10 protein-coding genes are annotated in these 19,463 nt (G+C 68.8%); 8 read left to right on the forward strand and 2 right to left on the reverse strand.

Annotation, left to right across the window (positions count from 1 at the left end):
• Nucleotides 1–323: 323 nt before the first annotated feature.
• The 4 genes from AB7M35_RS20645 (at nt 324) to AB7M35_RS20660 (ending at nt 6,330) form a co-directional block, all read left to right on the forward strand.
• Entirely contained in the window at nt 324–1,004 is a 681-nt protein-coding gene (locus AB7M35_RS20645) for a winged helix-turn-helix domain-containing protein (RefSeq protein WP_453962368.1), read from the forward strand.
• Complete coding sequence (locus AB7M35_RS20650) at nt 979–2,409, forward strand: sensor histidine kinase (RefSeq protein WP_453962369.1); 1,431 nt, start codon at nt 979–981, stop codon at nt 2,407–2,409. Before AB7M35_RS20645 ends, AB7M35_RS20650 begins: the two co-directional genes overlap by 26 nt.
• Entirely contained in the window at nt 2,409–5,366 is a 2,958-nt protein-coding gene (locus AB7M35_RS20655; RefSeq protein WP_453962371.1) for a bifunctional [glutamine synthetase] adenylyltransferase/[glutamine synthetase]-adenylyl-L-tyrosine phosphorylase, read from the forward strand. The genes AB7M35_RS20650 and AB7M35_RS20655 overlap by 1 nt, the downstream gene beginning before the upstream one ends.
• Before the next feature lie 196 nt (nt 5,367–5,562).
• Nucleotides 5,563–6,330 carry an EF-hand domain-containing protein gene (locus AB7M35_RS20660; RefSeq protein WP_453962373.1) on the forward strand — a complete coding sequence of 256 codons (768 nt, stop codon included), beginning with the start codon at nt 5,563–5,565 and terminating at the stop codon, nt 6,328–6,330.
• A 98-nt stretch (nt 6,331–6,428) separates the two neighbouring features.
• Here the strand turns inward: AB7M35_RS20660 and AB7M35_RS20665 are convergent, their stop codons facing one another.
• Entirely contained in the window at nt 6,429–8,834 is a 2,406-nt protein-coding gene (locus AB7M35_RS20665) for an ATP-binding protein (RefSeq protein WP_453962375.1), read from the reverse strand.
• 395 nt (nt 8,835–9,229) lie between these two features.
• Nucleotides 9,230–11,872 (reverse strand): aminopeptidase N, encoded by a 2,643-nt coding sequence (gene pepN, locus AB7M35_RS20670; protein ID WP_453962376.1) that lies wholly within the window; start codon nt 11,870–11,872, stop codon nt 9,230–9,232.
• Between the two features lie 194 nt (nt 11,873–12,066).
• Between pepN and AB7M35_RS20675 the strand changes: the two genes are divergently transcribed.
• The 4 genes from AB7M35_RS20675 to AB7M35_RS20690 all read left to right on the forward strand — a co-directional run bounded on the left by AB7M35_RS20675 (nt 12,067) and on the right by AB7M35_RS20690 (nt 19,428).
• Nucleotides 12,067–13,281 carry an acyl-CoA dehydrogenase gene (locus AB7M35_RS20675; RefSeq protein WP_453962378.1) on the forward strand — a complete coding sequence of 405 codons (1,215 nt, stop codon included), beginning with the start codon at nt 12,067–12,069 and terminating at the stop codon, nt 13,279–13,281.
• 168 nt (nt 13,282–13,449) lie between these two features.
• Nucleotides 13,450–15,408: an adenylate/guanylate cyclase domain-containing protein gene (locus AB7M35_RS20680; protein ID WP_453962379.1), complete on the forward strand. Its 1,959-nt coding sequence runs from the start codon at nt 13,450–13,452 to the stop codon at nt 15,406–15,408.
• A gap of 217 nt (nt 15,409–15,625) precedes the next feature.
• On the forward strand, nt 15,626–17,521 hold the full coding sequence (locus AB7M35_RS20685) for an ABC transporter ATP-binding protein (RefSeq protein WP_453962381.1): 1,896 nt from the start codon (nt 15,626–15,628) through the stop codon (nt 17,519–17,521).
• A complete protein-coding gene (locus tag AB7M35_RS20690; protein ID WP_453962383.1) occupies nt 17,521–19,428 on the forward strand; it encodes an ABC transporter substrate-binding protein in 1,908 nt (635 codons plus the stop codon). The genes AB7M35_RS20685 and AB7M35_RS20690 overlap by 1 nt, the downstream gene beginning before the upstream one ends.
• Nucleotides 19,429–19,463 lie beyond the last annotated feature (35 nt).

Consider the following 19,463-nt stretch of genomic DNA (forward strand, 5'->3'; position numbering starts at 1 on the left):
CCCGTCCCGACGCCAACTGCCGGGGCCGCCCTCGCGGCCCCGGATCGCCCGCCGCACCCGTCGGACCCTTCGGCGCCGGTCCGGGCACTCCGCCGGGCACCGCCCCTGGCGCTCCCGTTTCGATCACGGTCCCGGTCGTCCGACATCCGTCGATGCCGCCCGTGATCCACCTGATCGGTGTCGTCGTTGGCTTCCGTCGCCCCCGCCGACTCGGCACCGTCGGACGGCAGATCACCCAGCGTGGTCTGCCGTCCACCTCATTCGGCTTCCGCCAGCTTCCAGTTCATGCAAGATCAACCGGACTCTGCAAGATGACGGATGCCATGCGAATCCTTTTGATCGAAGACGACAGCGACGCGGCGGGCTTCCTGTCCCGGGGGCTGAAGGAAGCCGGCCATGTGGTCGACCTCGCCCGCGACGGGGTGGAGGGGGCCGATCTGGCCCAGGCGAGCGACTACGATGTGCTCCTGATCGACCGGATGCTGCCGCTGCGCGACGGCCTCTCCATCGTCGAGGAGCGCCGCGAGGCGGGCGACACCACCCCGATCCTGATACTGTCGGCGCTTGGCCAGGTCGACGACCGGGTGAAGGGGCTGCGCGCCGGCGGCGACGACTATCTCGCCAAGCCCTACGCCTTCTCCGAACTGCTCGCCCGGGTGGAGGCGCTGGGCCGCCGCCAGAAGCCGATCCAGGCCGAGACGGTCTACACCGTCGCCGACCTCGAGCTCGACCGCCTGTCCCACTCGGTGACCCGGGGCGGACGCTCCATTCCGCTGCAGCCGCGCGAATTCCGCCTGCTGGAGTACCTGATGCAGCACGCCGGCCAGGTGGTGACCCGGACGATGCTGCTGGAGAACGTCTGGGACTACCACTTCGACCCGCAGACCAACGTGATCGACGTGCACGTGTCGCGGCTCCGGGCGAAAATCGACAAGGACTTCGACCGGCCGCTTCTCCATACCGTGCGCGGAGCCGGCTATGTCGTTCGTGACGACGCTCGGTAGGCTCTTCCGCACCACAGCCGTCAAGCTGACCCTCGTCTACCTCGCGGTCTTCACGGCGCTGCTGGTCGGGCTGATCGTCTACATCTTCACGATGACGGACGATCTCCTCGACCGTCAGCTGCGCGACACCATCGACGCGGAGATCCGCGGCCTGTCCGACCAGTACCGGGTGCGCGGGCTGACCGGCCTCGTCAACGCGGTGGAACGGCGGTCGGTGGCGCCGGGCGCGAGCCTCTATCTCATCACCGATTTCGCAGGCAACCGCATCGCCGGCAACATCGACAGCCTGACCCAGTCGCTGCTGTCGAGCGCCGACGGCGAGGCGCGGCCGGTGTTCTATCAGCGGCTCGGACCGTCCGGCGCCGACGAGTCTCGTGCGCGCCGCGCGCTGGTGCGGGTGTTCGTGCTGCCGGGCGGGTTCCGTCTGCTGGTCGGACGCGACCTGGAGGAGCGCACCGAGTTCCGGGCGATCATCGGCCAGGCCGCCCAGTGGGCGCTGCTGGTGGCCATCGTGTTCGGCCTCGTCAGCTTCCTGGTGGTCTCGCGACGGGTGCTCCGACGCGTCGATGCGATCGCGGCAACCGGCAACCGGATCGTCGACGGCGATCTCACCCAGCGGCTGCCGGTGACCGGGACAGGCGACGAGTTCGATCGCCTGTCGGCCAGCCTGAACACCATGCTCGACCGCATCGTCGACCTGCACGAGGGGCTGCACCGGGTCTCCGACAACATCGCCCACGACCTGAAGACGCCGCTGACCCGCCTCCGGATGCAGGCGGAGGCGGCGCTGCGCCAGGCGCGCTCGGAGGAGGCGCTGCGCGACGCGCTGCAGGCGACGATCGAGGAGTCCGAGGCGCTGATCCGCACCTTCGACGCGCTGCTGATGATCGCCCGCAGCGAGGCCGGATCGGCGGTGGTGGCGCTGGCGCCGGTGGACCTCGCGCAGATCGCCCGCGACGTGGCGGAGCTCTACGAGCCGGTCGCCGAGGAAGCGGGCGTGAACCTCACCGTCGATGTGCCCGAGACGGTGGTGGTGGAGGCGAATCGCGAACTGGTCGGGCAGGCGCTCGCCAATCTCATCGACAACGCCATCAAGCACGGCGGGCTCGACGCCGAGGCGCCGGAGGTTTCGGTCACCCTGATCGTGTCGCAGATCGGCGCGCAGCTCAGCGTGGCGGACAACGGAGCCGGCATTTCGCCCGCCGATCGCAACCGGGTGACGGGCCGGTTCGTGCGGCTCGAGGCGAGCCGGTCGACGCCGGGCTCGGGTCTGGGGTTGAGCCTGGTCGAGGCGATCGCCAATGTGCACCGGGGCCAGTTCGTGCTCGGCGACGCCGAGCCGGGCCTGAAGGCCACGCTGGTCTTCCCGCATGACCTGAAGCACGCGCCACAAGACCGGAGCTGATGACCGCCACCGACGCCCGACCGCTCTATCGCCGGATCGACCGGACGATCCCGTCCGATCCCGCCCGCAAGGATGCGCTGGCCGACGATCTCGCCCGGCTGGCCGAGGCGGAGGGCGGCGCGGCGCTGCGCGAGCTCCTCGACGCGGAAGCGGGCCTCGCGCCGTTTCTCGTCGGGGTCTTCTCCAACAGCCCGTTCCTGCGCGACCTCGGCCTGCGCGACGCCGGCCGTCTGGCGCGCATCCTGTCCGCCGCGCCGGAGGCGGGGATCGCCGACCTGATCGCGCGGGTGTCCGCCTTCGTTCCCGACGAGGCGACCCTGATGCGGGTGCTGCGCGAGGGCAAGCAGGAGGCGGCGCTGCTGATCGCGCTCGCCGACCTCTCGGGAACCTGGGAGCTGGAAGCCGTCACCGGCGCGCTGACGGCGTTCGCCGACGCGGCGCTGCAGGCCGCCGTTTGCCATCTGCTGCGCGACCTCCACGCGCGCGGCAAGCTGGCGCTGCCCGATCCGGAACACCCGCAGGCGGGCTCCGGCTACATCGTGCTGGGCATGGGCAAGTACGGCGCGGCGGAGCTCAACTACTCCAGCGACATCGACCTGATCGTGTACTTCGATCCCGACCGCGCGCCGACGGCCGATCCCGACGAGGCGTCGACGCTGTTCGTGCGGATGACGCGCCGGCTCGTGCAGATCATGCAGGAGCGCACCGGCGACGGCTACGTGTTCCGGACCGACCTCAGGCTGCGGCCGGACCCGGGGGCGACGGCGGTGGCGCTGTCGGTGCCGGCGGCGCTCCACTACTACGAGGCGCTTGGCCAGAACTGGGAGCGGGCGGCGCTGATCAAGGCGCGGCCGGTGGCGGGCGACCCGGAGGCAGGTGCGGCGCTGCTCGCCGACATCGCCCCGTTCATCTGGCGCCGCTCCTTCGACTACGCGACCATCGCCGACGTGCATTCCATCAAGCGCCAGATCCACGCCGTGAAGGGCCACGGACGGATCGCCGTCGCCGGCCACAACATCAAGCTTGGCCGCGGCGGCATCCGCGAGGTGGAGTTCTTCGTCCAGACCCAGCAGCTGATCGCCGGCGGACGCAATCCGGGGCTGCGCGGCATCCGCACGCTGCCGATGCTCGAAGCGCTGGTGGAGGCCGGCTGGATCGACCAGGCCGCCCGCGACGAACTCGACGCGGCGTACCGGTTCCTGCGCTTCGTCGAGCACCGGCTGCAGATGATCGCCGACGAACAGACCCATACGCTGCCGAAGAGCGACGAGGGGCTGGCGGCGGTGGCGCGGCTGTGCGGCTACCCGGCGTTCGACGGGTTCGCCAACGACCTGCGCGGGCATCTGGAGCGCGTGCAGGGGCATTACGCCCAGCTGTTCGAGGATGCGCCGAGCCTGTCGACCGATCTCGGCAGCCTGGTCTTCACCGGTGACGAGGACGACCCGGAGACGCTGGAGACCCTTTTCGGCCTCGGCTTCGAGCGACCCAAGGACGTCACCCGCGCGGTGCGGGCCTGGCATTTCGGGCGCTACGCCGCGACGCGGTCGTCGCGCTCGCGGCAACTGCTGACCGAGCTGCTGCCGGTGCTGCTCGACGCCTTCGCCCACACCCGCAACGCCGACGTCGCCTTCGCCGCCTTCGACCGGTTCGTGTCGCAGCTTCCGGCCGGCGTGCAGCTGTTCTCGCTGTTGAAGTCGAACCCCGGGCTGCTGCAGCTCCTCGCCACCATCATGGGGGCCGCGCCGAAGGTCGCCCTGACCCTGACCCGGCGCCCGCGGGTGCTGGACGCGGTGCTCGACCCGGAATTCTTCGGGTTGCTGCCGGAGGCCGAGGATTTGCGACGCCTCCTCGACCGCTCGCTGGAGGAGGCGCGCACCTACGAGGAGGCCCTCGACCGCGCCCGGATCTTCGGCCAGGAGCAGGTGTTCCTGGTCAGCGTCCGCGTCATGTCCGGCACCGTCTCCGCCGCCGATGCAGGCCATGCCTACGCCCGGATCGCGGACGTGCTGGTCGACCGGCTTCTCGACCGGGTGCGGGCCGAGTTCGCCATCGCCCACGGCCACATCCCCGGCGGGGCGGTCACGGTGCTGGCGCTCGGCAAGCTCGGCGGCGGCGAGATGACGGCCGCCTCGGATCTCGACGTCATCCTGCTTTACGATCACGACGCCGACGTCGAGGGCTCTGACGGCGCCAAGTCGCTCGCGCCCAGCCAGTATTTCGCCCGGCTCACCCAGCGACTGGTCGCCGCGCTGTCCGCGCCGACGGCCGAGGGCATGCTCTACGAGGTGGACTTCCGCCTGCGCCCGTCCGGCAACTCCGGGCCGCTGGCGACCCGGCTGACCTCGTTCGAGGCCTATCAGGCCGACCAGGCCCAGAGCTGGGAGCACATGGCGCTGACGCGGGCGCGCGTCATCGGCGGCGATCTCGACCTGGGGGCGCGGGTGAACGGCATCGTCCACGCCGTGCTCGCCCGGCCGCGCGACATCGATGCGATCCGCAAGGACGTCCTCGACATGCGCCGCCGCATCGAGAAGGAGAAGGGCACCAAGGACATCTGGGAGCTGAAGCAGGTGGCGGGCGGGCTCGTCGACCTGGAGTTCGTCGCCCAGTTCCTCCAGCTCGCCCACGCCGAGGCGCACCCGGAGATCCTGTCCACCAACACGGAAACCGCCCTGCAGGCGGCGGCCGCCGCGGGCGTGCTCGACACGGGCGACGCGGAGGTCCTCGTACCGGCGGCCAAGCTCTACCAGGCGCTGACGCAGATCCTGCGGCTCTCCCTCGACGGCCCGTTCAAGGCCGAGACGGCGCCCATGGGCGTGCGCGATCTGCTGACCCGGGCCGGGGACGCACCCGATTTCGCCCGCCTGGAGGCCGACCTGGCGGAGACCCAGGCGACCGTCCGGCGCACCTTCGAGGCCATCGTGGGCAGGATGGACGAAAGCCCCGAGACGGCCTGACGCGCGCCGCCCCGCCACTCCTCTCGGTTTCGTGATCGCCCGTCCGTGTCGGGCGCGGCCCCCGTGCGTAGGCCGGCCCCCTTGGCTCCGTTGAACTCGGTAAGCCGGCCGGAAGGGACGTGGATCCCGGGCCGGTCCGCCAAGACCGCGATGCGGTCGCGGCGGCAGTCGAAACGACATCCGAGGAGCACACACCATGGCATTTCACAAAGTTCCGAGCCTCGCGGTTGCCGCGTTGCTCGCCTTCACGTCGGTGCCGGCGACGCTCGCCTTCGCGCAGGACAGCGGCACGCCCGCCGCACAGGCCCCCGACGGTCCGCCGCCCGGCGGCCCCATGGGTCCGCGTCCGGGCGGCCCGCGCGGCAAGGGCGGCGCCTTCCTGATCGAGCGGCTCGACAAGGACGGTGACGGCAAGCTGTCGATCGAGGAGTTCGCGGTGATGAGCGAGCGTCCGATGGACCGGTTCGATGCCGACGATGACGGCTCGATCACCTCCGACGAGATCGACGCCGCGATCCTCGAGCGCATGGTCGAGCGCCGCCGCCAGCGGATCCTCGATCGCTTCGACCTCGACGGTGACGGCACCATCACGGCGGAGGAGATCCAGGGTCAGCGGGAGAAGATCTTTGCGCTCATGGACCGCAACGACGACGGCACCATCGACGCCAAGGAGATGCGGATGTTCCGCAAGCTCGTCCGCGAGATGGGCGGCCCGGCCATGCACAGGGGCATGGGACCCGGCGGGCCGGGTGGCGGCCACCACATGGGTATGATGGGTCCGAAGGGGCCGGACGGCGGCCGGCATGGCTTCCGCGGCGGTGACGACTGCGGCCCGCGCCGCGGTCACCACGGCTGGCGCGGCGACGGGCCGGACGGTCCGCGTTGGGGCGGCCGGGGTCCCGGCTGGCAGGGCCAGATGCAGGACGACGGTCCGGACGGCGACGAGGACGACAGCGCCCAGTAAGGCCCTTTCGTCCGGACTTGCCTGACCTGAAAGACAAAAACGGCCGGGGGTGGCTTGCCCCCGGCCGTTTGCATGTTCGGGTCTTCAAGACCGGTGCGTCAGGAGACGCGGGCCTGAGGTTCGCGCGGCAGGTGGACGGTGACCACTGTGCCCTCGCCGACCTCCGACTGGATGTCCATGGTGCCGGAGTGCATCTCGACCAGCGAGCGGGCGATGGCGAGGCCGAGGCCCGAGCCCTGGTGGGTCTTGGTGAACTGGTTCTCCACCTGCACGAACGGCTGGCCCAGGCGTTCCACCTCGCGCTTGGGAATGCCGATGCCGGTGTCCTCGACCGAGACGATGATGGCGTGCTGCTCGAGGCGGGCGCGGACCGTCACCCGGCCGTTGTCCGGGGTGAACTTGACCGCGTTGGACATGAGGTTCAGCAGGATCTGCTTCATCGCCCGGCGGTCGACGTTGATGCGCATCTGCGGGGCGATCGACGAGGCGAGGACGATGTCCTTCTCGCGCGCCGTCGGGGTCATGATGCGGGTCGCCTCGCTGACCAGCTCTTCCAGCTCGACCGCCTCCACCGACAGGTCCACCTGGCCGGCCTCGATCCGCGACATGTCGAGAATGTCGTTGATGACGCCAAGCAGGTACGTGCCGGAGTGGTGGATGTCGTTGCAGTATTCCTCGTACTTCACGGAGCCGAGCGAGCCGAACATGCCCTGCTGCATGATCTCGGAGAAGCCGATGATGGCGTTCAGCGGGGTGCGCAGCTCGTGGGAGATGTTCGCCAGGAACTCCGATTTCGCCTTGTTGGCCTCCTCGGCCCGGGTCTTCTCCTCGGCGTACTTCTCGGCGAGCTCGACGAGCTGGCGGGCCTGGCTTTCCAGCTTCTGGCGCGACTGGCGCAGATCGACGACGGTGGCGCGCAGCTGCCGCTCGCTCTCCATGAGGCGTTCTTCGTGGCGCTTGAGCGCCGAAATGTCGGTGCCAACCGAGACGAAGCCGCCGTCCTTGGTGCGGCGTTCGTTGATCTGCAGCCAGCGGCCGTCGCCGAGCTCGGCCTCGTAGGAGCGGGCGCCTTCCTCGGTCTCGATCATCTCCGGCGGGGTCTGGCTGGAGACGATCGGCTGGCGGGCGGCCTGCATCACCACCTGATAGGGCGCGCCCGGGCGGATCGCCTCCTCGGGCAGGTTGTGCAGCTGCTGGTACTTGGAGTTGCACATCACCAGGCGGTTTTCGGCGTCCCAGAGCACGAAGGCCTCGGAGACGGTCTCGATGGCGTCGCGCAGGCGCAGGTCGGCGGTCGCCGAGCGCTCGGCGATCATCTTCTGCTCGGTGATGTCGAGGGCGATGCCGATGAGGTGCGGCGTGCCGTGCGGGCCGTCGGTGACGAGCTCGGCGCGGAAGCGCTGCCAGACCCAGCGGCCGTCGGTGTGGCGCATCCGGAAGGCCCGGTCGAGCACGGTGGTGTCGGTGGCGAGCATGGTCTCGGCGATGGCGTAGAGGTCGCCGTCGTCGGGATGGATCAGGGCGGCGAACTCGCGGAAGCCGAGAAGCTCGTCTCGCGGTGGCAGGCCCAGCACCTGATACATGGAGGCGGACCAGAACATCCGGCCGCGCGCCAGGTCCCAGTCGAACAGGCCGCAGCGGCCGCGGGTCAGCGCCGTGTCGATCCGGACGCGGGTGGACTCGTAGATCTGGTCGGCGCCGCGGGCACGGGTGGACTGGGCGTAGAAGGCGTAGACCAGCACCAGGATCACGCCGCTGGTGCAGACGAACAGGGTGACGTTGGCCGACAGATCGCGCCGCCAGCGCAGGAACACCGACTCCACCGGCTGGGTCAGCGCCACCATGCCGACGTCGCCACGGAGGTGGTGCACCGTGGCGTACATGTGGTCGTCGCGGCCGTTCGGCGTGATGTCGAGGACGCCGGCGCGGGCGCCGAAGGTCGTCAGCGGCTGGTTCGCGCCGAGGATGGTGGAGAGCGGCTTGCCGATCAGCTCTGGGCGGTAGGGCGCGGTGGCGAGGATCGTCTCGGCTTCGTCGGCGACGAGGATCTGGCGGTCGAGCCGGGTCGCGCCGGCGGGCAGGGCCTCTGCGAGCGCCGCGGCGACGCGGCCGCGCTCGGCCGGGCCGACGGTCGGGTCGACGGACTGCGACAGCTCCGAGGAGAGCGCGCTCGCCATCAGCGCGAGATCGGACTTCGCGGCTTCGTCGGTCGCCTCGTAGTCGGCGACGATCACGGCGGTGCGGTAGGCCGCGATGACCAGCACGAAGATGATCGTCAGGAAGGGGATGGCGCGCCGGAACAGCGGCTCGGTGTCGAGGAGCTGCCGGTAGCCGGGTGCGGCGAGGAGGCGGACGTGTCCGCTGAGACGATCCGACGGGGCATCTGCTTCCCGCGGCTCAGCGGTCGACAGGAACTTCTGCAGCCGCTCTTGGACCGCAGTCGTCAGCCATGAGATAGATGCGCGACGTCGAATGGTCGCGTGGGCAGCCCCCGCGCGCGCCATGGCAATATCCCCTGGAAACCGCTTGATTGCGTTGTTGAAACGCGCCGTTCAGCGCCGAATCATTTGCATTTGAATCGACGCGAATCCTGTTGTCTAGGGTTTTGATTAATTTTCCGTAACCTGCGAATCGGACAGGCATTTTCGAGCCGACTCCGGGGCGGAATCCGCTCGTTCGGCCGGCCGGAGCGATCCAGCGCCAAGTGATTTGCGGGGTGGGAGGTGGCGAGCGCGTCGGCGGGGGCGTCGCCGAGCCGGCACCGATGTGGTCGCGGCGACGATCGTCGGCGGCCCGTCGAGGTCTCCGCCGACCTCAAATCCAGTCGATCGCGGCCGCATCGGAGGCCGGACCCATCCGGATCCGGCCTCCCGCAATGCCCTCTGTGGAGGCCTGGCTACTAGCCGAGGATACGGGTGACGATGTCGGAGGTGTCGGTCGACAGGCCGGCGGACTCCGCCACCCGCTCCAGTTCGGCCTTGGCGAGAGCCTGCCGTTCGGTCTCCAGCGCGCGCCAGGAGCGGAACGCGGCGAGCAGCCGGGCGGCGACCTGGGGATTGCGGGTGTCGAGTTCGACCACCACGCTCGCCAGGAAGTGGTAGCCGGTGCCGTCCGGATTGTGGAACGCGACCGGGTTGCCGGTGGCGAACGCCCCGATCAGGGCGCGCACGCGGTTTGGATTGGAGAACGAGAAGGCCGGGTGGTCCATGAGCTTGCGGACCCGGTCGAGGTTGTCGGTCTCCGGGATCATCGCCTGCAGCGAGAGCCACTTGTCCATGGCCAGCGCGTCGCCGGCGAACATCTCCGCATAGGTTGCGAAGGCCGCTTCCGCCGAGGGAAGCCGGTTCATGGCGAGGGTGGTGAGCGCCGCCAGCCGGTCGGTCATGTTGCGGGCGTTCTCGAAGTGGGCGAGGGCGCGTGCCTCCCACCCGTCGATGCCGGCGGTGACGAGATAGTCGAGGGCGACGTTGCGCAGCGAGCGGCGGCCCGTCGAGGTGGCGTCGGGGGTGTAGGGCGCATCGTCGGCCAGCTCCGCGTAGAGCGCCGCGAAGGTGTCGGCGAGACCCTTGCCGATCTCCACCTTCAGGGCGTGCCGCGCCACCGCGATGGCGGCCGGATCGACGTCCGACCCGATCTCCCGGAAGATGTCGGACTCGGCCGGAAGTTGCAGGGCGAGGGCGCGATAGGCGGGCTCCAGGCCGTCGTCCGCGGCGATGGTGCCGAGGCCGCGCACGAACTGCGGATCGCCGGCCGGCGTGCCGCCGGAGCGCGCCGCCTCGGTGCCGCGCTTCAGGAGGTCGATGGCGATCGCCTGGGCGGCCTCCCAGCGGTTGAACGGATCGCTGTCGTGGGCGAGCAGGAACATGCGGTCGTCCCCGTCGGCGTTGGAGAGGAGCCGCACGGGCGCGGAGAAGTTCCGCAGGAGCGAGGGTACCGGACGCGCCCCGATGCCGTGGAAGACCACCGTCTGGGCGGCCTCGGTCAGGAGCAGCACGTCGTCGGCGACGTCGGCGCCCTCGATCCGCTCGATGTCCATGTCCTCGCCGTTCGGGCCCACCAGGCCGAAGCGGATCGGGATCGGCATCGGCTTCTTGTCGCGCTGGCCAGGGGTGGGCGGCACCGTCTGGCTCAGCTCCAGCGTGAAGGTGTGGCCCTCAGCGTCGTAGGCGCCGTTGGCGGTGACCGTCGGGGTGCCGGCCTGCTCGTACCAGATGAGCATCGCGTCGAGATCGGTGCCGGTCGCCTCGGCGAAGCAGGCGATGAAGTCCTCGATGGTCGCGGCGTCGCCGTCATGGCGCTCGAAATAGAGGTCCATGCCGGCGCGGAAGCCGGCCTCGCCGAGGCGGGTCGCCAGCATCCGCACGACCTCGGCACCCTTCTCGTAGACGGTCGCCGTGTAGAAGTTGTTGATCTCGCGGTAGGTGTGTGGCCGCACGGGATGGGCCAGCGGCCCGGCATCCTCGGGGAACTGGTGGGCCTTGAGGGTGCGGACGTCGGAGATGCGCTTCACCGGACGGGAGCGCTCGTCGGAGGTGAACTCCTGGTCGCGGTAGACCGTCAGGCCTTCCTTCAGGCAGAGCTGGAACCAGTCGCGGCAGGTGATGCGGTCGCCGGTCCAGTTGTGGAAGTACTCGTGGGCGATGACGCTCTCGATGCCGGCGTAGTCGACGTCGGTGGCCGTGCTCGGGTCGGCCAGGATGTACTTGTCGTTGAAGATGTTGAGGCCCTTGTTCTCCATGGCCCCCATGTTGAAGTCGGACACCGCGACGATCATGAAGATGTCCAGGTCGTACTCGCGGCCGAAGCGGACCTCGTCCCAGCGCATCGAGCGCTTGAGGCTGTCCATCGCCCAGTCGCAGCGGTCCTCCTTGCCCTTCTCCACATAGATCCTGAGATCCACGGTACGCCCGGAGGCGGTGACGAAGGTGTCGGAGACGCACGCAAGGTCGCCGGCGACGGCGGCGAACAGATAGCTCGGCTTGCGGAAGGGGTCGTGCCAGACGACGAAATGGCGGCCGCCCTCGAGCTCGCCTTCCTCGATCGGGTTACCGTTCGACAGCAGCACCGGCACCTGGTCGCGCGGGCCTTCCAGGCGGGTGGTGTAGACCGACAGCACGTCGGGGCGGTCCAGGAAGTAGGTGATCCGGCGGAAGCCTTCCGGCTCGCACTGGGAGCAGTAGGTGCCGCTGGAGCGGAACAGCCCCATCAGCTCCGAATTGCCCTCCGGATTGATCTCGGTCTCGATGGTCAGGCTGAACGGGCCGGCCGGGGGATGCTTCAGGCTGAAGGAGTCCGGCGAGACGATGTAGGCGTCCTCGGAGAGCGGCTCGCCGTCGACGGAGGCGGACACGAAGGCGAGGGCGTCGCCGGCCAGTTCCAGCGCGGTGCCGGGGGCGGTGCCGTCGCGCGGCTCGATGGCGAGCGTGGAGGTCACCTTCGTCGCCGTGGGGTCGAGGCGGAAATCGAGCGCGACCGTGTCGATCGCGTAGGGCGTCGGTCGGTAGTCCTCAAGGCGAACGCTCTGGCCGGTCGGGGTCTTCATCGAGCCTGTCCCAAATTCGTGACGTGGTGAGTATCGACGGTGATGGCCGTCACGGAGAAGCGGAAGTGCGGGGCGCCCGCCCGCCACCGTCATAACGCCCATGACGGGCATCGCGCTAGGCCGCGCTTGCCGGGTGGTGGCCCGCTTCTATAGAGTGCCGCCAAACGCGAAAGCTTCATTAGGAGACACACGGCATGACTGCTGCGGCCGATTCCGCGCCCACCCGGACGTCCTCGTCCTTCGCCTGGTCCGATCCGTTCCTGCTCGAAGACCAGCTCTCGGAAGAAGAGCGGATGATCCGCGACACGGCCGCCCAGTACGCGCAGGACAAGCTGCAGCCGCGGGTGATCGAGGCGTATCGCGAGGAGAAGACCGACCGCGCCATCTTCAACGAGATGGGCGAGCTGGGCCTTCTGGGCGTGACCATCCCCGAGGAGTACGGCGGCGTCGGCGCCGGATACGTCTCCTACGGCCTGGTGGCGCGCGAAGTGGAGCGGGTCGATTCCGGCTACCGCTCGATGATGAGCGTGCAGTCCTCGCTGGTCATGTATCCGATCTACGCCTACGGCGACGAAAACCAGCGCAAGAAGTACCTGCCGAAGCTGGCGTCCGGCGAGTTCGTCGGCTGCTTCGGCCTGACCGAGCCCGACGCCGGATCCGATCCGGGCGGCATGAAGACCCGCGCCGACAAGGTCGACGGCGGCTACAAGCTGACCGGCTCCAAGACCTGGATCTCCAACTCGCCGATCGCCGACGTGTTCGTCGTGTGGGCGAAGTCGTCGGCCCACGACGGCCAGATCCGCGGTTTCATCCTGGACAAGGGGATGGCCGGGCTCTCCGCGCCGAAGATCCAGGGCAAGCTGTCGCTGCGCGCGTCCGTCACCGGCGAGATCGTCATGGACGGCGTGGTGGTGCCGGAGGAGAACCTGCTGCCGAACGTCGCCGGACTGAAGGGGCCGTTCGGCTGCCTCAACCGGGCGCGCTACGGCATCGCCTGGGGCGCGATGGGAGCGGCCGAGTTCTGCTGGCACGCCGCGCGCCAGTACACGCTCGACCGCAAGCAGTTCGGCCGGCCGCTCGCCGCGACCCAGCTGGTGCAGCTGAAGCTCGCCAACATGCAGACCGAGATCGCCCTTGGCCTGCAGGCGGCGCTTCAGGTCGGCCGTCTCTTCGACGACGGCAAGATGGCCCCGGAGATGATCTCGCTGATCAAGCGCAACAACTGCGGCAAGGCCCTCGACATCGCGCGCGTCGCCCGTGACATGCACGGCGGCAACGGCATCTCGGAGGAATACCAGGTGATCCGTCACATGACGAACCTGGAGACCGTCAACACCTACGAGGGCACCCACGACGTCCATGCCCTGATCCTGGGCCGCGCCCAGACCGGCATCCAGGCGTTCTCGTAGGGCGTTTCCCGAGCCCGGCTCCGGTGACGCGCGTTCCCGTCTCCTTCCCGTGCAGAGCGGAAGGGGCGGTGCGCGTCTCCGGGGGCGGCAGGGCCCGGGAAGAGATGCGGGGAGCGGTCAGCGGTGTGGAAGCGTAGGAAGCACGCCGCAAAGCGCGATCTTGCCACGGTGAGCGGTTCCGCGCCCGATGGCGCGGACACCACGGTGCCCGTGCCGCGGCCGAAGCCGGTGCCCGGCGCCGGCCGGCACGCCGGTGCCGCGGCCGGGTCGCGGCGCAACCGGCTGTGGCCGAAGGTGTCGCTGGCCGCCTTCCTCGCGGGCACCTCGGGCCTGCTCGTCGGCATCGCGATCCTCAGCGTGCTGCTTCTGACGGTCACCGCGAACTTCCAGAACACCTTCACGCTGCTCAACGACAAGGCCGTCCTGGTGATGGAGACGCTCGTCGAGCGCATCACCGACCGGGTCGCCACCGTGCAGCCGACGGTGAAGGCGCTGACGCGGGCCTATCAGGAGGGCAAGATCGATCTCGCCACGAGCCCGACGCGCGAGGCCTTCCTGTCCGGGATCCTGTCGGGAGCGCCGGTGATCCGGGCGATCCTCTTCTACGATCGGGATTTCGTCGCTTCGGGGCTCTACCGGGCGGACGACGGGACGTTTGTGCCGACACCGGTGCAGACGTCGATTTCGCCGGAAATCCGCAATGCCCTGTCGGGCATCAGGCCGGGTGACCCGCCCATCTGGGGGCCGCCGGTCAACGTGGGCAGCGGGACGTTCATGAACGTCGCGGCGCCGCTGATGCGCAAGGGCCGGCTCGACGGCTATATCGTGGCGGCGGTCGGCATCGACGGCTTCACGTCGGTGGTCGAGGAGGTCGGGCGCGAGAACGACGGGGCGGTCGCGCTGTTCTACGGCGAGGACACGGTGTTCGCCCACACCACCCTTGCCGGCAAGCTGGTCCCGCTCGATTTCACCAGCACCGATCCGACCGTGCCGCTCGCCCAGCTCGAGGATCCCGTCCTCAGGCATTTCCCCGAACGCACCGAACTGGAGGGGTTCGCGCGGGCGCGGCAGGCGGGTGTCTCCGTCAGCGGGATCACGGCCAACGACGAGCAGTACGTCGTCATCACCAAGTCGATCCCGCGGCACGGTCCGAAGCCGTGGATCGCGGTGCTGTACCAGCCCGAATACCAGGTCTCGGACGAGCTACGCCGGCTGCGTGGCTCGTTTGTTCTCGGCCTCGGGCTGCTGGTCCTGGCGGTGATCACCGCGATCTTCACGGGGCGCTCCATCGCCCGGGCCGTCGGTCGGATCGCGCCGGAGGCCGAGCGCATCGCCCGCTTCGAGTTCGAACAGGTCGGCCGGCTGCCGGAAAGCCGGATCTTCGAGGTCGATACGGAGGCCCGCGCCTTCAACTCGATGGTCCAGGGCCTTCGCACCTTCTCCCTCTACGTGCCGCGCCAGCTGGTGCACCGCCTCCTGCAGCGCGGCTTCGAGGAGGCGACGCGCAGCCGGTCCCAGCAGGCGACCGTGCTGTTCACCGACATCGTGGGCTTCACCGCCCTGTCGGAGCGCATGACGGCCGAGGAAGCGGCCCGAGTCCTCAACGCGCACTTCGCCGGGCTGGTGGCGTGCGTGGAGGAGGAATTCGGGATCATCGACAAGTTCATGGGCGACGGGATGATGGCGTTCTGGGCCGAGCTGGACGTTCCGGATCACGCCGACCGCGCCATCCGGGCGGCGCTCTCCATCAAGCGCCACGCCGAGGCGTGCGCGGCCCAGTCGCGCCTGAACGGCGACCCGCCGCTCCGGATCCGCATCGGCGTGCATTCGGGCTCGGTCATCGTCGGCAATCTCGGCTCGCCCGACCGGGTGAACTACACGATCGTCGGCGACACGGTAAACGTGGCGGCGCGGCTGGAATCGTTCGGCCGCAACATCGATGCCTCCGCGGATGCGATCATCCTGGCCAGCGAGGCGACCGTCGACCGGCTGAGTTTCCCGGTCGTCCGCGAGCCGGTCGGGGCCGTCCATCTCACCGGACGCGAGGCGCTTGTGGACATCTGGCGCATCGTGGACCGCGAAATGCCGGCCGCGCTCACCGGTCCGCAGGAGCCGAACGCAGGCTAGTCCGGCGGAGGCTGGAAGCCCCTGGCGATCCAACCCGCGCTTTCGGAACGGGTGGCTTGTGTCTCATTTCCGTCCCCCCGTAGACTAATTCCATCAATGGACGGGTTTTCGGGCGGTTCGGTGATTCCCCTCAACTCCAAAATGCTCTAGTGGGTCGGCATCCGCCGCTGGGAAAAGGGGCCCTGCGGCCGCGCAGATTGCTTGATCGGGAGGGCGAGTGAGCGTCGTATCCATACGGGATCTCTGCATCGAGTATCACTCGGACAGCGGCGTCGTGCGCGCGGTCGACGGGGTCTCGTTCGACATTCCGCATGCCAAGACGATCGCGCTGGTGGGCGAGTCGGGATGCGGTAAGTCGACGATTTCCCAGGCCGTGATGGGATTGCTGCCGCCCGCCGCCGAGGTCGCCTCCGGACAGATCCTGTTCACCGATCCCGCCGGGGGTGTGGATCCCGTCGATATCGCCGCGCTCGAGCGCAACGGTCCGATGATGCGGGAGATCCGTGGCAACCGCATCGCCATGATCTTCCAGGAGCCGATGACCTCGCTGTCGCCGCTGCACACGATCGGCGACCAGATCGGCGAGGCGGCGCGCCTGCATCAGAACATGTCGCGCGAGGAGGCCCGCGAGGCGACCCGCGACATGCTGCGCCTCGTGCAGTTTCCCGATCCGGACCGCGCTCTCGATACCTACCCGTTCGAGCTTTCCGGCGGCCTGCGCCAGCGCGCGATGATCGCGATGGCGCTGATCTGTCGGCCGGCGCTGCTGGTTGCCGACGAACCGACCACTGCGCTGGACGTGACCATCCAGGCGGAAATCCTCAAGCTGATCCGGGACGTGCAGCAGGAGCTGCAGATGTCCGTGCTGCTGATCACCCATGATTTCGGCGTGGTGGCCAACATGGCCGACGCCGTGGTCGTGGTCTACCAGGGCCGGGTGATGGAGGCGGGGCCGGTGGAGACCGTGTTCCGCGCGCCGGAGCATCCCTACCTGAAGGCGCTGCTCAACGCGGTGCCGACCTTCCACATGGGCGCCGACGAGCGGCTGGAGCCGATCCGGCCGATCGCCCCGAAGATCGGCGGGTTCCTGTCCAGCAAGCAGGAGGGCCCGGCGGGGGCCGGCGGCAAGGACGGCAAGCCGCTGCTGGTGGTCGACCGGATCAGCAAGTCCTTCTCGCTGCGCCAGAGCGGGTTCTTCTCCAAGGGCAAGGCCAGCGCGCTGAAGGCGCTCGACGGCGTGTCGCTGCAGATCCATCGCGGCGAGTGCCTCGGGCTCGTCGGCGAATCCGGCTCCGGCAAGACCACCACGGCGATGGCTGTGATGCGGGCCCTGACGCCCGACAGCGGCAGCGTGAAGTTCGACGCCGGCAAGGGCCTGACGGATATTGCGAGCCTGCGCGGCGCCGACCTGATGGACTACCGCCGCCGCGTCCAGATGATCTTCCAGGACCCGTTCTCGTCGCTCAATCCGCGGATGTCGCTGAACGAGATCCTGATGGAGCCGATGGTCATCCACAACATCGGCACGCCGGCGGAACGCGCCGACTGGGTGCGCGAACTGATGGCGCTCGTCGGCCTCGACCAGCGCTACCTGCGCCGCTACCCGCACTCCCTGTCCGGCGGCCAGCGCCAGCGCATCGGCATCGCCCGGGCGCTCGCGCTGAAACCCGACCTGGTGGTGTGCGACGAGCCGGTCTCCGCCCTCGACGTGTCGGTGCAGGCGCAGATCCTTAACCTCCTGCAGGACCTCAAGTCGGAGCTGGGCCTGACCTACCTGTTCGTCAGCCACAACCTGGCGGTCGTCGACTACCTGTCGGAGCGCGTGGCGGTGATGTGCAAGGGGCGGCTCGTCGAGATGGGCCCGACGGCATCGGTCGTCAACGACGCGCAGCATCCCTACACCCAGGCGCTTCTGGCCGCCGTTCCGGAAGCGAGCCTCGATCACCCGCTCGACTTCGCTCACCTGTCCCAGACCCGGGCCTCCCAGCCCTCGGCCTGGCCGGAGCCCTACCGGCTCGACGACACGACCGAACCGGTGCTGGTGGAAGTGTCTCCGAACCACTTCGTCTGTGCACCCGGTCTCGCAAGCCCGTCCCTGAAGGAAGCCGTGTGATGTTGCCCCGTCTCTTTCTTGCCGCCCTTGGATTCCTCATCGTCGGCACCGGCGCTCACGCCGAGGGCCTTCCTCCGCTGAAGGAGACGCCGACGCTCTCCCGCACCCATCCGGAGGGGCTGCCGCCGATCGCCGAGCGCATCCCGGAGGATCCGCTGATCGTCGACCTGCCGAAGGACGGCCGCGAGACCGGCATCGCCGGGGGCGACATCGAGACGCTGATCGGGCGCAGCAAGGACGTGCGGCTGATCAACGTGTGGGGCTACGCGCGGCTGGTCGGTTACACGGAGGATCTCGACCTCGTTCCCGACATTCTCGCGGACGTCGACGTCGAGGACGGCTCCTCGTTCACGCTGCACCTGCGCAAGGGGCACAAGTGGTCGGACGGCAAGCCGTTCACCTCCGAGGACTTCCGCTACTACTGGGAAGACATCATCAACAACAAGGAACTGACGCCGTCCGGTCCGCCGCCGTTCATGCTGGTCAACGGCGTGCCGCCGGTGTTCGAGGTGCTGGACGAGACGACCGTCCGCTACACCTGGCCGGAGCCGAACCCGCAGTTCCTTCCGACGCTTGCCGAGGCGGCGCCGCCGTTCATCTACCGTCCGGCCCACTACCTGAAGACCTTCCACGTCAAGTACGGCGATCCGCAGATCATCCAGAAGGAGGTCGAGGACACGAAGGTCCGCAACTGGGCGCAGCTGCACAACCAGAAGGACGAGATGTACGACGCGACGAACCCGGACATGCCGTCGCTGCAGCCGTGGGTTCCGTCGCAGGAGGGCACCGACCGCCGGGCCATCATGATCCGCAATCCCTACTATCACCGGATCGATTCCACCGGCCAGCAGCTGCCCTACATCGACCGCGTCGTCATGAACGTGTCCGAGGGCAGCCTGATCGCCGCCAAGACCCAGGCGGGCGAGGTGGACCTGCAGGCCCGCGGTCTGGGCTTCTCCGACATCACCGTGCTGAAGCGCGGCGAGGAGAACGAGAACTACAAGACGCGCCTGTGGCCGATCGCCAAGGCGAACCAGATCACCATCTACCCGAACCTGACGACCAAGGACCCGGAATGGCGGAAGCTGTTCCGCGACGTCCGCTTCCGGCGCGCGCTGTCCCTGGCCATCGACCGCGACGCCATCAACCGGGTCCTCTATTTCGGCCTGGCGCGCCCGAGCAACAACGCCGTCCTGGACGCGAGCCCGCTCTACAAGGAAGAATTCCAGAAGCTGTGGACCGACTTCGACATCAAGAAGGCCGACGCGCTGCTGGATGAACTCGGCCTCGACACGCGCCGCTCCGACGGCACCCGGCTGATGGCAGACGGCCGGCCGCTGGAGATCATCATCGAGACCTCGGGCGAGAGCCGCGAGGAGATCGATGCGCTGGAGCTCATCAAGGACACCTGGGCGGAAGCGGGCATCGGCCTCTACATCCGGCCGAGCCAGCGCGACATCCTGCGCAACCGGGCGTTCTCGGGCGACTTGATGATGCTGGTGTGGTCGGGCTTCGACAACGGCATCCCCACCGCCGAGATGGCGCCGCACCAGCGGGTGCCGCTGGACACCACCTTCTACGTGGGACCCGCCTGGGGCGCCTACGTGATGAGCAAGGGCGAGAGCGGCGAGCAGATCGATTACGAGCCGATCCAGGAGCTTTACCAGGCCTACCAGGACTGGCTGCTCGCCACCGACGAGGAGGAAATGGCGGAGAAATGGCAGGAGATCCTGCACATCCACGCCGACCAGCAGCTGACCATCGGAACCGTGGCGGGCGTCCGCCAGCCGGTGGTGGTGAAGAACAACCTCAAGAACGTGCCGGAGAAGGCCGTCTATGGGTGGGATCCGGGCGCGCAGTTCGGTATCTATCGGATGGACGAGTTCTTCTTCAATCCGGCCAAGTAGGCTAACCGGCAGGGTGTCGGTCGCGCTTCCGGTTC

The organism is Amorphus suaedae, assembly GCF_053629675.1.

Coding starts and splice junctions, on each gene's coding strand:
- AB7M35_RS20650 (WP_453962369.1), top strand. CDS start 979: ATGTCGTTCGTGACGACGCTCGGTAGGCTCTTCCGCACCACAGCCGTC.
- AB7M35_RS20690 (WP_453962383.1), top strand. CDS start 17,521: ATGTTGCCCCGTCTCTTTCTTGCCGCCCTTGGATTCCTCATCGTCGGC.
- AB7M35_RS20660 (WP_453962373.1), top strand. CDS start 5,563: ATGGCATTTCACAAAGTTCCGAGCCTCGCGGTTGCCGCGTTGCTCGCC.
- AB7M35_RS20655 (WP_453962371.1), top strand. CDS start 2,409: ATGACCGCCACCGACGCCCGACCGCTCTATCGCCGGATCGACCGGACG.
- AB7M35_RS20645 (WP_453962368.1), top strand. CDS start 324: ATGCGAATCCTTTTGATCGAAGACGACAGCGACGCGGCGGGCTTCCTG.
- AB7M35_RS20675 (WP_453962378.1), top strand. CDS start 12,067: ATGACTGCTGCGGCCGATTCCGCGCCCACCCGGACGTCCTCGTCCTTC.
- AB7M35_RS20665 (WP_453962375.1), bottom strand. CDS start 8,834: ATGGCGCGCGCGGGGGCTGCCCACGCGACCATTCGACGTCGCGCATCT.
- pepN (WP_453962376.1), bottom strand. CDS start 11,872: ATGAAGACCCCGACCGGCCAGAGCGTTCGCCTTGAGGACTACCGACCG.